General features: G+C 37.3%; 13 protein-coding genes and 1 pseudogene. 5 read left to right on the plus strand and 9 right to left on the minus strand.

Annotated elements, in window-relative coordinates; all coding sequences use genetic code 11:
* Positions 1-48: 48 nt before the first annotated feature.
* Entirely contained in the window at positions 49-2808 is a 2760-nt protein-coding gene (ppc, locus tag NIZ91_13365; protein ID USY53742.1) for a phosphoenolpyruvate carboxylase, read from the minus strand.
* A 166-nt stretch (positions 2809-2974) separates the two neighbouring features.
* Positions 2975-3415 carry a YwnF family protein gene (locus NIZ91_13370; protein USY53743.1) on the minus strand — a complete coding sequence of 147 codons (441 nt, stop codon included), beginning with the start codon at positions 3413-3415 and terminating at the stop codon, positions 2975-2977.
* Positions 3416-3722: 307 nt separating this feature from the next.
* On the opposite strand from NIZ91_13370, the gene NIZ91_13375 reads away from it, so the two are divergent.
* Entirely contained in the window at positions 3723-4004 is a 282-nt protein-coding gene (locus NIZ91_13375; GenBank protein ID USY53744.1) for a 3-isopropylmalate dehydratase, read from the plus strand.
* A 60-nt stretch (positions 4005-4064) separates the two neighbouring features.
* Here NIZ91_13375 and NIZ91_13380 read toward each other — a convergent pair whose 3' ends face one another.
* Together NIZ91_13380 and NIZ91_13385 are read right to left on the minus strand one after the other, a co-directional pair.
* Positions 4065-5147: an iron-containing alcohol dehydrogenase family protein gene (locus NIZ91_13380; protein ID USY53745.1), complete on the minus strand. Its 1083-nt coding sequence runs from the start codon at positions 5145-5147 to the stop codon at positions 4065-4067.
* Positions 5148-5266: 119 nt separating this feature from the next.
* Positions 5267-6112 carry an SDR family oxidoreductase gene (locus NIZ91_13385; protein ID USY53746.1) on the minus strand — a complete coding sequence of 282 codons (846 nt, stop codon included), beginning with the start codon at positions 6110-6112 and terminating at the stop codon, positions 5267-5269.
* A 351-nt stretch (positions 6113-6463) separates the two neighbouring features.
* Between NIZ91_13385 and NIZ91_13390 the strand changes: the two genes are divergently transcribed.
* The gene (locus tag NIZ91_13390) at positions 6464-7540 is read left to right on the plus strand and encodes a cyanophycinase (protein USY53747.1); all 1077 of its coding nucleotides are present in this window, start codon (positions 6464-6466) and stop codon (positions 7538-7540) included.
* 55 nt (positions 7541-7595) lie between these two features.
* Here the strand turns inward: NIZ91_13390 and NIZ91_13395 are convergent, their stop codons facing one another.
* Positions 7596-7859, minus strand: a complete 264-nt coding sequence (locus tag NIZ91_13395; GenBank protein ID USY53748.1) for an excalibur calcium-binding domain-containing protein — start codon at positions 7857-7859, stop codon at positions 7596-7598.
* Between the two features lie 150 nt (positions 7860-8009).
* Between NIZ91_13395 and NIZ91_13400 the strand changes: the two genes are divergently transcribed.
* Both NIZ91_13400 and NIZ91_13405 read left to right on the plus strand, forming a co-directional pair.
* Positions 8010-8480 carry a hypothetical protein gene (locus NIZ91_13400; GenBank protein ID USY53749.1) on the plus strand — a complete coding sequence of 157 codons (471 nt, stop codon included), beginning with the start codon at positions 8010-8012 and terminating at the stop codon, positions 8478-8480.
* 2 nt (positions 8481-8482) lie between these two features.
* Entirely contained in the window at positions 8483-8977 is a 495-nt protein-coding gene (locus tag NIZ91_13405; GenBank protein USY53750.1) for a hypothetical protein, read from the plus strand.
* Between the two features lie 147 nt (positions 8978-9124).
* Here the strand turns inward: NIZ91_13405 and NIZ91_13410 are convergent.
* Positions 9125-9324, minus strand: a pseudogene (locus NIZ91_13410) (aldo/keto reductase).
* 292 nt (positions 9325-9616) lie between these two features.
* Here NIZ91_13410 and NIZ91_13415 point away from each other — a divergent pair.
* On the plus strand, positions 9617-10912 hold the full coding sequence (locus NIZ91_13415) for an aldehyde dehydrogenase (GenBank protein USY53751.1): 1296 nt from the start codon (positions 9617-9619) through the stop codon (positions 10910-10912).
* 67 nt (positions 10913-10979) lie between these two features.
* Here the strand turns inward: NIZ91_13415 and NIZ91_13420 are convergent, their stop codons facing one another.
* The 3 genes from NIZ91_13420 to NIZ91_13430 form a co-directional block, all read right to left on the minus strand.
* On the minus strand, positions 10980-11657 hold the full coding sequence (locus NIZ91_13420) for a papain-like cysteine peptidase (protein USY53752.1): 678 nt from the start codon (positions 11655-11657) through the stop codon (positions 10980-10982).
* Positions 11658-12156: 499 nt separating this feature from the next.
* Complete coding sequence (locus tag NIZ91_13425) at positions 12157-12762, minus strand: hypothetical protein (GenBank protein USY53753.1); 606 nt, start codon at positions 12760-12762, stop codon at positions 12157-12159.
* A 128-nt stretch (positions 12763-12890) separates the two neighbouring features.
* On the minus strand, positions 12891-13892 hold the full coding sequence (locus NIZ91_13430; GenBank protein USY53754.1) for a DUF3231 family protein: 1002 nt from the start codon (positions 13890-13892) through the stop codon (positions 12891-12893).
* Positions 13893-13902: the final 10 nt, after the last annotated feature.

The following is a 13902-nucleotide window of genomic DNA, read 5'->3' on the forward strand; positions in this document are numbered from 1 at the left end:
ATACCCCGTTAGCTTCTCCACTTTTTTAGGGCATCATACGCTAGAAAATCAGCCTGTATTACGCAAGCCAGCCGCAATTCCATTGATAGTTAACAACACTTCTTGTAGAAGTCTATCAGCCTGCTCTTCATCTGCTTGACGAAGCTTAGAAATAAGCTCGACTTGGAAAAAGCTTAGCGGATCAACGTATGGATTTCGCAAACGAATAGACGATTGAATATTCGGTAGGTGCTCCATTAATTCTTCTTGATTTGTAATTTGAAGAATTGCTTCTTTCGTTTCGGTATACTCTTTCTCAATTGCCCCGAAAATTCGATCAGCAATCGCTTTGTCTTCAACCATTGAAGTATAGTTTTTCGCAGTCATTAGGTCCGCTTTCGTTAAAGCCATCTGCAAGTTATCAATTGTTGAGCGGAAAAATGGCCACTCTTTATACATTTGCTGGAGTAAAGAAAGGCTTCCTTCTTTTTTAATAAGATGTACAAGCCCTGTTCCAGCTGCATACCAAGCAGGTAAAAGTTGGCGGCTTTGCGTCCAAGCAAATACCCATGGAATAGCTCGCAGGTCTTCAAAACGGTCACTGCCTTTTCGGCTCATTGGACGAGACCCAATGTTAAGAGCACCTAACTCTGGTAACGGTGTTGCTTGTTTAAAATATGTTAAAAAGTCTGGATCTTCAAACACAAGATGCTGGTAATGAGCGAGCGCTTCTTTTGATGCAATGTTCATCGCTTCTTCCCACTGAGATGTACGCACGTCTGTTTGTTCAGCTTCAGACGACACTTTGGCAGCTGCTGTTAGCAAAGTTGAAACCGCTTGTTCCAAGCTTCGATGTGCAATGTCGTATAGCGAATAGCGAGAGGATAATACTTCCCCTTGTTCTGTAATTTTCACGCCGTCTCCTAACGTTTCAGCAGGTTGTGATAAAATGCTTCGGTTTAATGGACCACCGCCTCGACCAAGAGATCCACCTCGGCCATGGAAGAACTTAAGGCGCACGTTATAGCGCTTTGCCATATCATGAATTTCCTGCTGAGCTTTGTAGAGCTTCCAGTTTGCCGTTAACGTCCCGCCGTCCTTGCTTCCATCGGAATACCCCAGCATAATCTCTTGTAAATCATTTTGTTCTGCCAAATGTTTTCGATAAAAATCTAGCTGGAACAGTTCCTCCATAATTTTTGGCCCAGCTGTTAAGTCATCAATTGTTTCTAATAAAGGAGCAACGTTTAAATAACTTTCAATTTCTCCGTTGGCATGCAAACGATAAATCCCTGCTTCTTTTGCCAAAACCATCACTTCTAATAAATCGCTAGCTGATTGAGTCATGCTAATTAAGTAAACTTCAATCGAACGCTTTCCAAATTCTTCATGCGCGCGCTTTATCATTTGAAACGCTTCAATTATTTGCTTTGTTTCTGGCGAATAGTCTTCGGTGAACGAAATGAGTGGACGAGGGTCTTGTAAAATTCCGCTTAGCAGCTCCAACTTTTCTTTTTCTGTCAAGGAAGAATAGTCTTCTACAATGCCAACGGAATATAAGATCTCTTTAATCGCAGCTTCATGTTCACCGCTATGATTTCGAATATCAAGCGTTGCTAAATGGAAACCAAATAATTCTACTTGACGAATCAATTGACGAACGCTTTTTAACTCGTACTGCATTGGATGATGTAAACGTAAGCTTTTTTGAATAAGCTTAATATCGCTAAGTAGCTCGTCTGCTTGCTTATATCCACCTTCTTGTCCAACATTTTCTAACTTGTGAAGCATAATCGTTAATTTACAGCGATATACCTCATGAGGCACACGCCATCTTTTCTTTTGAGGCAGAAGCTGCTTTTCTTGTTCAACCGATTGCACCAAGTCATCTAAAATTAAAACTCGCTTTGTTGATTGACTTAGGCGCTCCCTTAAATTCAACAAAGCTGCTCTATACTTTCGAACTGCTACGCTACGATGCTTCGTTAAAGTTTGCCATGTTACCTTTGGTGTTACGTTCGGGTTACCATCTCTGTCTCCACCAATCCAAGATCCAAAACGCAGCACGTTTGGCACTTGCCACTGTTGTTCAGGATAGTAACGTTTTAATGAATCCTCTAGCTCTTGATGAATATGTGGTAATACCTCAAACAACGTTTCATCAAAATAATATAACCCATTTGCTACTTCGTCCATTACGCGCGGCTTACGATCTCGTAGTTCAGCTGTTTGCCATAAAACCATAACTTCGTTAAAAAGCTGCTCTTCTAGCTCTTCTCTTTCACGCTTTGTTACTGATTTTTGTTCAAATGCTTGTAAAATATCGGCGATTCGCTTATGAATGTCCAGCACACTTCTTCTCGTTGCTTCTGTTGGATGTGCTGTGATAATTAACTCTAAAGACAGCGTTTGGAGAAGTTTTGTGATAACATCTGCTGTTACGCCGCTATCTTTCAAATCACTGACTGCTTTTTCAAGTGAGCCAGGCTGTACATTTGCTTCTTCTTGCTGCTGATACTCACGTTTACGGCGAATGCGATGGTTTTGTTCCGCAATATTAACTAGATGAAAATAAACAGAAAACGCACGAATAACCTGCTGTCTCATTGGGTCCTCAATGCTTGTTATTTCAGATTTTAACTGTTCGTAGATATCCTGATCATTATGTTCACGAAGCATTTTGGCTACTTCACGTATTTTTTCAACTTTATTAAGTAAATCTTGGCCACCCTCATAAATTAAAACATTCCCTAGTAGTTGTCCGAGAAACTTGACGTCTCGACGCAATGCGACGCTGTTGTCTTGCTCAGTAGTTTGTAAAACCGTCATTTCTTCTTCCACCCCTTGACAAAAAATCTAACGTTTCATTTTTTAGAAAATTGAAACTAGTTATAGTATATCATAAATAAATTCAATTTTCATGTAAAAAAACCTAACATAGTTTTTATTATATAAAAAAACAGGTACTCACGACGTAGTACCTGCCATTACAAAGTTACATATCTGCACGTTTCATTCTATTTTCTTCTTCGCTTAAAAATTGTATAAAGTGAGCCATCATTGCAAGCGGCTGTGCTTTAATTCGCTCAATATATTCTTCTTTACGATAGGAAGAGACGACTTCACTTTTTTGAATGCGCTCAATGGCGTATTCTGCCCCTACCTTCTGCATTTCTTTACGCTTTAATTTGGTCTCTCTCGATAAAGCCATACCGATTGCTCCAATCAAAGCATAGATACCTAACATCGGTAGTGCTTCACGAGTAACGGGCTCAGTAAAGAGCATGAACCCTAAATTGAAGACTGAAACCGCAATAAGCGGCAGTGACCAAAACATATAGCGTGATACTTTCTTTGTAAAAGGTGACAGTTTTTCTTGAAGCTGTTCCACCTCTTTTTGAATATACGCTGACATTTGTAATGATAATAATTTCACAAAATCCCCAACCTTATATTTAAATATGTAAATAGCCGTTACCAATTAGGTAGCGGCATATCCATAACCTAAAAGACCTCTATCTGATTTGTTGGCAAGGTCTTGCTAACAACAAAATTGTTGCCAACAAAGCCGAGAGCATATGCTCTGTACTGACGACCTTGTTGTAAAAGCTACTCCCCTTAGAGCAACATCCTATAATGACTATCATTTTAGAAAATGTAAGTTTCCTTGTCAAATGTTTCGCTTTTTTACACTGCCATGCTATCATAGCCATACAAAAGAACTTTAGGAAGGAGTTTATGACATGCCAATTTCAAGTATTATGTATTCATATGTTGTCAGAAAAGTCGATCGTTTTCAGCAACATTATATAAAAAAGGAATACGAACTCCAGCTTTTCACTAATCAAGTAAAGTGTAATGCGCGGTCGTTCACACTTGAACAGGTTTTAGACATTTCATATAAACCTTTCTCTTCAGAAAAAGGTTTATTGTATTTACATACCCACCAAGGTGTTTTTAAATATGAAATTCAAGCAGACCCTTCAGCTTTTATTAATGAATATAAGCGCTTAAAGACAACATAAGGCATGAAAAAATGATTCTCTGAAACGAGTCATTTTCTCATGCCTTTTATTTACTTTCTTCTATAGATTAGCGGTTGATGTAAATATTTCTACACGATCCATAGCATCCATTACCTCTTCTTTTGTAAACTTCCCAATAAAACGAAGAGCCTCTTCTTCCTTGATTGCATGAGCTGCTACTAGCTGTTTTGCTTCTTCTTTTTCTGTAACCCCTAAATCTGAGAGAGTCCGCGGAAATTCTAACGCTTCGTAAAATGGCATAAGTTTCTTAACTACTTCTCGTTGATTTTCTAACATGAGCTGAACCAAAATACCATACGTTACTTTTTGACCATGAAGAACATGATGAGCTTCTTTAACAAAGCTAAGTCCGTTATGAACTGCGTGTGCACCTGATACCCGACCATACTGAACCGCGAATCCTCCAACGGTTCCAGCAATCATAATAATAGATTCTACTACTCGTGTAAATGCTGGAGTAACCTTCTGTTCTTGTAAACTTTTAATAGCAGCTTCGCTATCTGCCATCAATATATCTCTGATGTATTGCGCTTGATTAAGCCCGGAGTATACCATTGCTGAAAGCTCGTGGGCGTTTTTTGTATTTCGAATAATCGCATCTGCTTCGTACCATTTTGCTAGAGTATCTCCAATGCCGCTTTTAACATAGTTAACAGGAGATGAAAGAAGAAGCTTCGGGTCTACAACTGTTAAAAAGCTCGCTCTCTTATGGTAATCAACCCGAACATACTGCCCGTTTTCATCATACATCACGCTAAGAGGCGTTGTTGCTGCACATGTTCCAGGAACCGTTGGCACAAGAATAACTTCAACGTCTAAATAATCCGCTAACGATTTTGCACTATCTAATACAATACCTCCACCAATACCAATTACTAAATCAACGTTATAAAGTTCTTTTGCATAGATATGAATATCTTCATCATAACAATATCCTTTATGCTGAATAACCGGGATGTGTTCAGGCAACGCGCTGTATTGATTAAAAGCATCAAATGATTTGAATCCTGTAAAAACTACTGGCTTAGAAAAGCTGGCTATGTATTGGTCCATTTTCTTCGCAGCACCTATTTCACAAATATAGTGATTAGGACCACTTCTTACAATATTGGGTTCACTCATGTTGTCCTCCTTAACCGTTTCATAATTTTAAATTTTTCGTTAATTAACTCAGTATACGATAGAAGAATTTAGCATGCAAACCCTAAAAACCTTCACTTATGTAAAAGGCTTTCAAGGTCTTATTTCAACAACTTTTTAATGATGATTCTCTCCCAAACGCTCCACGGAAGCATACGTTTTAACCATACAGATACCTTAACCCCTTTACCAACAGGGTATCTAAGTTTTTTTAGCTGACGTTGGTTGCATAAAGAAAGAAGTAAAGAAACAACTTGATCAGGGTCACCGAGCTTTTTCTCACCAGCCTGTAGCTCATTCTCAATTGCACGCATATAAGCACGGTAAGCAGATCCTTCATTCAATGAATGCTTTGATACCTTCTTGCCTGTTGTCCAAATATTCGTCGCATAAGAACCTGGTTCAATTAAAGCAACATCAACTCCAAACGGCTTTAGCTCAAGCCGTAAACTTTCACTATAACCTTCGAGTGCATGTTTAGATGATACATACGGTGATAGTCCTGGAAACCCAATTAACCCACTGATGCTGCTAATATTAATAATTTTGCCCTTGCGCTTTTCTCTCATAAATGGGAGCACTGCCTGAGTTACCCTCATGACACCGAATACGTTCGTTTCAAACTGCTCTTTATATTCATCTATATGAATTTCCTCGCTAAAGCCACCAAACGCAAATCCTGCGTTATTAATTAATATATCAATGCCGTTTGTGTTATGTAATAGCGTAGTTAATTCGTCAATTGAACGTTGAGACGTAACATCTAGTTCAACAAATACTACTCTTTCTTTTAACTTATCCTTTTCTAACATCCTTAACAGAGCACTTTTCTTTTCTAAATTACGCATTGAAGCAATGACTTTATATCCAGCTTTAGCTAGCTGATATGCACTAAGTAAACCAAATCCACTTGAGGTTCCTGTAATTAATACCGTTTGTGTCTTCATCTCTATCCCTCCGTTTATCCACAGCTTGATATAGACCATATTACAGTACCAAATAAAAGATAAAAATATATTTTAAAATAAACCTAAACCATTCCAAACCTTCCTACAACATATAGGGTAAGTCGAATAAACTGACTCTCCTTCAAAAAACCATATGCTTTCTTGAACTCTGGAAATTGACTCCCAGTATCACATGCTCTCTGTCTTAGTGGTTGTTTAGCACAAATTTATTTAACCATATACACCCAATATAAATTAATTATGTATAGAAAACCTACTTGTACCTATCTTTTTGATCTTGGCACACATTTTGCAATACCTTTATGTAATTCGATTAAAGGAGGTAAACAAATGAAGAACACAAAAAAACGAAACCACTTTGGTAAACGTATGATCACATGCATCGCTTTAACGGGGGGACTACTTCTATCCACGTTACCAACCTCAGCAGCTGCAGCTAACTATACGCTCTATACAACGGGCAGTTCAGTTGATAAAACAACAACCACGACTTTTGGACAAGTGTACATGGGAGGCAGTACCGATGTAGACGAAGCGTTTAAATGGATGATTAATAAAGCGAATGGTGGCGACTTTTTAATTCTTCGTGCAACGGGTTCAGACGGATATAATCAATATGTTTATGATTTAGCTAACTCAATAGGAAAGCCATTAAACTCTGTTAGTACAATCGTTGTAACTGACCTAGCCAGAGCAGGTTCAGACTCCTCACTAATAAGTCGCATTAATAAAGCAGAAGGAATCTTCTTTGCAGGAGGTAATCAAGCTGATTACGTTGATTTTTTAGAAGGAACACCCGCTCTTACTGCACTTAATAACCGTATTGCACAAGGAATTCCTTTTGGAGGCACAAGTGCCGGCACTATGATTCAAGGAGATCATATTTATGATTCGATATCAGCAGGTTCAACAACGCTTGATTCTGCAACAGCACTAAGAAATCCGTATAGCTCACTTATTTCTTTTACAGATTATCTCATTCAAACTCCGCATAATAATCATGTACAAACCGACACTCATTTTGAACAAAGAGACCGAATGGGGCGTTTTTTAACATTCTTAGCTCGTAATATTAAAGACGGTGAAGAAACTGGAACAAGCGCCAAAGGTATTGCTGTAAATGAACAGTCTGCTCTTTTAGTTGAGAAGGACGGGACAGCAAAGGTTGTTACGCAGCCTGGCGCTGTGAACGCTGCAGTTTATATGGCAAAAACAAACCAAGCCCCAACTACTTGTGTAAGTGGGGTACCCCTAACGTTCAACAACGTTTCTATTTATAAGCTGTTTAACGGTAACACATTTAATCTTTCAACATGGTCAGGTTCTGGCGGACTGTCTTACACGCTGAACGTCAACAATGGCACTATCACTTCTTCTACAGGCAATATTTATGGTGGAAATCGTTAAGTCGTCGTTCATAAAATAGCCCTCTTCTAACAAGAAGAGGGCTATTTACATTTGATTATTTTTCACAAGCAATAAGATCTTTGTCCCTATCTAACTTTGAATTCCCATCATATAACGCTTTTGATACATAGGGCTTATGATATGTTTTTCCACCTTTATTTTTAATGTTTGCTGCGCGAGCTACGCCTCCCTTATATGCTTTGTTTAACTCCGCACAGTTTTTATATGATTTTGGAGCGGCATCTGCAGTTAAAGGAATCATCGATGAAGCACCTACAACTAAACCAAAAGACATCACAAAAGGTAATATCCTCTTCATAATCAGTTCTTCACTCTCATTACTTTTATCATATTTTGTTCATCAATTTCCATCAATCTTTTTTGAAGTTCTCTCTAAAATACTCTTACCATTTTGGTCTTCGTATAGTTCTGCTTTCTAAAACAAATAACTATATAAAGGAGGTTTACCATGGTCTTATCTATTTTTGTTTTTATTTCATTCCTTACGATATCCCTTTTTTATATGCAGCATAAAGTATTGTCTGTTGTTGAAAATACGTTTTTGTTTTTAATCGTACTAATTATTAATATTAATGCTGCTTGGATTATTAACGAAGAGCTCAACTTGATTAATACACCAACAACCCCTATTCCCTATACAGCCTTTATCTTAGATCGAAGTCTTATCTTTCCAATGCTATTTGTTATTCAATTCAACCTTCTCTATCGCTATTCTGGGATCAAACGTTGGTTTGGCATTACACTCTTATTTTTAGCAGGGTTTGTTTGCTTAAGATTTCTGGCTGTTCGGTTGGAGGTTTACACTTATGAACAGTGGAACTTTTTGTATGATGCTGGATATACGCTCATACTACAGTTTATTTTATTTTACGTATTTAACATGTATCGCAAAATTACCTTACGAAAGGTGATGTTATAAATATGTGGTTTGGTGAATGGAGTAAGAACGAAGTCATCTTATTATGTATGATTGGATTTGCTATCGTTATTGCATTGCTGTTACCCAGAAAGTTGACGAAAGAAATTACCATTTTAAGCTGGCTTTGGGGACTTGCTAGCGGCCTTGTATTTGATTTTACAATCGGTGGTGGAATTATTGATTTTTACACGGTAAATGACTCTCCACACTATGAATTGTTTGATGGTCTTTATTATTTATTGTTTGCGCCTTTTGGCTACTTTTTCATTTATTTCTATGAGACGTTTCATATTTCAAAATATACGTTTATTTACTACATTCTTATTTGGACATTAATTGGTATCGGAATGAATTGGATTTTTATTAAGTCGGATATCATTGCGTTCCAAAACGGATTTTCACTTACATACTCATTTTCTGTCTTTTTGCTTACGCAAACTATTACCGCTTTAGCATATGAACAGTTAAAGAAAGCACAACAGCATACGGCTACCTAGTGGTAGAGCAGCCTACTCATTGTTAAAATATGCTCGCTAAAAAACTCCCCGTTGGTTGAATAAATAAAACTTAAAGGGAGCTTTTTTATGCTGATATCACGAATTTATTAACTTGCGAAAGAACTGATCAACTTCTTCTATTTCAACCTTTGTAGCTATAATTATCTCAGAACGGTCCCTTTTTTCGCTTAGCACTTCACCGATGAGCTCTTCTGAACGTTCTGATATGCTGTATCTAAAAAGTTCATTACTTGGTTTAATACTGTGCGAACCAACTCTTTACCTGCTTCTTCATTCAAGTCTAGATATAAATTATGCCTTCCTACAGTGTTTGCACCAAAGCCAATTGAATTAACATATCAATCAGATTTCCCTAAACGATTTTGTTGAATTATTTTATCCATCTCCTTTTTTTCATTTTGTTTCCCCATCCATTCCTAAGCACAATTCTTGCTATTGCTATATAGGTATACTATATTAGTTTCCGTCGACTCATTACATTGCACGAAATTAAATAGAACACCATTTCTATCTTTGACTTAGATGATTAGACTCTGATCAAAACGGGAATGTTAGTTGGGCTACAGATTATCATTCACATTTACAATTAAATAACGATTGCTAAAGGGGACTATTAAAATGACTAGCTATCAAGAACTTGTCAAAAACCAGCGTTCATTCTTTTACAGTGGTAAAACAAAAGACGTTGCATTTCGAATTGAGACACTAACAAAGCTAAAAGAGCTAATTCAAAATCATGAACAAGATATTTTAGATGCGCTAAAAGCAGATTTAAATAAGCCAGAAGCGGAAGCTAAGCGCGCAGAGGTTGGTTTAGTATTAGGAGAGATTGAATTTACACTAAAACATCTCGAAGAATGGGCAGCTACTAAAGAAGTATCAACACCAGCTACTCACGAAGGTGCAAAAAGCTTTATCCAACCCGACCCTTACGGTGTTGCGCTTGTAATCGCACCTTGGAACTACCCTTTCCAATTAGCTGTAACTCCTCTTGCCGGAGCCATTGCTGCTGGTAACTGTGCGGTATTAAAGCCATCTGAATTGACACCAAGAACATCAAGTTTACTTGCTGCACTCATTAACGAAAACTTCCCTGAAGAGTACCTATGCGTAGTAGAAGGAGAAGTAGAAACAAGCACTGCTTTATTAAAGGAAAACTTTAATTATATCTTCTTCACAGGGAGTACGGCTGTAGGTAAAATTGTTGCAAAAGCTGCAGCTGAACACTTAACACCTACTACCCTTGAATTGGGAGGAAAAAGTCCAACCATCGTTCATAGTGATGCAAATATAGAAGAAGCTGCAGTCCGTATTGCACGCGGAAAGTTTGCAAATGCTGGACAAACATGCGTAGCACCAGATTATATCCTTGTACAAAAAAATAGTAAGCAAGCTTTAATTGAAAAGCTAAAAGAAGTAATCATAACTTCATATGGTGAAAACATTTCATCTGATTTAGATTTTTCACATATTGTTAGCGAAAAACATTTCGAGCGTCTAACTAACTATTTAGATAACGGTAAGCTTGTTGCTGGAGGAAATAGCGATCGTTCTAAGCTTTTCATTGAACCAACAATTCTTGATGAGATTTCATTTGACGATTCAGTTATGCAGGACGAGATCTTCGGTCCGATCTTACCTATTATTGAATATGACGAGTTATCAGAAGTTATAGCAGCTGTTCGTAATCGTCCAAATCCGCTAGCTCTTTATGTATTTACACAAGACCAAAGGGTACAGGACTATATTTTAAATAACTTATCGTTTGGCGGTTCTGCTGTAAACGATACAATTAGTCATATGACTTCTCACTACCTACCTTTTGGTGGAGTGGGTGAAAGCGGAATGGGCGCTTATCATGGAAAAGCAAGCTTCGATACATTTTCACACTTTAAAAGCGTGCTAATCCGTTAAATCAATTAAAAAAGCTATTTCGGTTACTTATACCGAGATAGCTTTTTTGTCTTACTGAAAACGTACACTATTGCTTTGCTAATGTAATACCGCTCAGTACGTATCGCCACGTGTCATCATCAAACGGAATATTCGGTACTTTTAGTGCACAAACGTGCTTTAAATCCCAATTTAACTCTTCCACTCCCTGAAACCCATCTTCTGGACACAGTAAAAGAATAGAAAACTTACCTCGTGTCATCGTTTTAACTGTCTCTTGTAATTCAGCGGCTTCTTCATATGACCCAGCCCAGCGAACAAACAAAATGGATGGACTCTTTTTGATTGCGTGTAAAAAGCGACGTATGCGAAACACTAACTTTCTTCTAAATGCTGGATATGTGGCATGCCAATGCTGCTGTTGAACAATAGGGAAATCATGTACGGAAATCACGTTATACAGCGTATCTTTTACAAAATAAGATCTAACTAACTTACTTTCATTAGCATTTTCTTCCTTTTCAGCTTCTTCTTCGTTAAAGAAAAAGTCCGTATCATCTAAAAGCATCATATTTCTTAATTCCATAAACCCTTGAAATCGATTCTTTAATAATCGGTTTACATCTGACAGAAACAGAGTAACTTTCCAATCCAGCGGTCCAGAAAATGTGCGGAGATTATACTCTTTCAGTTTTGAAGCAGGGTTACACGCACTTCCCAAACTTAAAACAACGTGATAAGAACCTTTGAGTTCCTCTAAGTTCAACTTCCTTCACCTTACTTTATTTAGTTTATTATTATCATATGGTGAAGGGCCAAAAAAGCTTGGACAAACGAATATTTTTTGAATTTTTTCCCACAAAGAAGTAGATTTAATTTTTATCCCATGTAAATAAAGACTTCATTTTTAACGATACAGTCCACATAAGAAGCCATGCTCTGAAATCATTCAGTTATCTCTTCCTTGTTATTAATCCAGCTTTTTTATCAAACTTGTTTAAAAGAACGGCTGGTAGAACAGCTCTTCAATAGAAAACTGAGGCTGGAATATCACGAACTAATTCCTTCCCAAAGATAACTCATTATACTTTTTTATAGTAGTTAGTTTGTTGGGACAATCTCGTTTCATTGTGCTAAAGCTACTCCCTTCCCCCCCAGTTTGTTTAATGGTTTTTCGAACCAACAAAAAATATCCAAACCATCAAAAGTAGTTAACTCAAGATAGTTTGGATATATCATTAATTAAAAGGCGCTTTTCTCATTTTTTATTTTTGTTCCTCAATATATTGTACTAATTCAAACAATACGTGATAAATTAACTCGAATGTATCATGTAGAGAAAGGCTTTCATCAAACCCCGTCATTGATTCAATATCAATATTAATGTCCCACATGCCGTCTTTATCATTAAATAGTGCTTGGAAGCTATTTTGTCCTTCTGCTAACTCATTTGTTAAAAATGCTTTAATATGAGAACCTACTTTTTTTGGCTGGCGCAGTCCGAAAAGCACTTTATAGGTACGAAACACATCATCAAGCTCTACAGAAACCCCTTCAACACGAATCACATCAAATGATTGACATTCAATATAAATAAACTCTTTTGGATGGGTTTTCACATATTGAATTGACTCTTTTAAGAATGTACTAGCAGCTTCTTCAGATAATAAATTTTCAGACTCTTTGTCTACTCTCTCCACGTACGCGTCCGCAAATCGAGTGTGATCACTTTTGGAAGAGATTGTGACGCCTTCTGGAATTAATTCATTTTTCATTGCAAAAATCTTCTCCTCTTCATAAAGCTCTACTTCTTGTCCAGAACAACCTTTTAGTTCTTCTTTAATATACTCTTTTACCGTTTCTTTTAACATTGATTTCCCCTACCCTATTACGGTTAGCCACCTAATTATCTAACAACTCATTTTCCTTTTATAATAACTGAAATGAAGGGTAATTTCTACCATGTACAAACGATTGTCTTTCACTTTTTTTACTTTTTTTATTTTGTTAAATCGATTCGATCTTCCATCTGGGGTGGTTCTTCCATCCAACCATTTTTCGCCATGATTTTTCCGCCATCTTGACCATAGGTTAAGATATCTTTCGCCGTATCAATCAAAGATAGTGGAAGATCATTTCGTAAGCTAAATGCAGTTCCTAGTGCATTGCTTCCCAATCCGAAGCTGCAGAAAATACTTGTACAGTACATCATGAGTTTATCTGAAAATGGTGCTATTTGAGAATTTGTCGCTTTACCAGCCCACGTTGATGCAGCTTGAATATCACTAGCGAGAAGTAGCTGCGTATAGTTAGCTACAATTTTCTTTGATAATTCTTTTCCTTTAATAAAGTATTTACGTACTTCAGGCTCATTCGCCACTTGTGCAAAGCCTGTTATCATTTGCATACCTAAAATATTTGTGTCGACTGCATAATGAATATGCGCTACTTCCACCGTATTAAGCGCTCGCTTTTCAGAAAACAGTTTTATGCCATTCATATACCCCGTACCTTTAGCAAACTTTACTTCTTTTGGCATGGATACCACAGGTGGTCTCACTAGAACACCTTTTTTTTGTAAATAATCTACACATTGGCTATATACACCTTGCGTAAATCCTGTTAGCTCTTGATATAGAGATACGACATCATCACGTTGTGCCATGCTTAAATGAAGTGTATGCAATCCCATGCTCATTTGCTTTAATAAGCGTAAAAACATAATGTCAAATAGATGATCGTAAAGTTTTGGCACCCCTGGATTCACGTCTTGCTCTGTAAATCCAACGGGTACAACCGCTCCTTCTTGTTCGAAAATTTGCTTTATTCTTCCTATATAGTGAACAATTTTATTATGGGTAGATGTTAAAATTTCTTTGGCGCCTTCGTCTTCTGCATGCTCAATAAAATGTTCCAGTAGCCGCTGAGACATTGTTTTTTGTTGATATGTCATCCATAGTGTTGCTAGTTCGCTTGAACTAAGTGGTATATGACTTGTCATGTATGTTGCC

This window comes from Bacillus sp. 1780r2a1 (assembly GCA_024134725.1).
Taxonomy (GTDB): Bacteria; Bacillota; Bacilli; order Bacillales; family Bacillaceae_H; genus Priestia; species Priestia aryabhattai_A.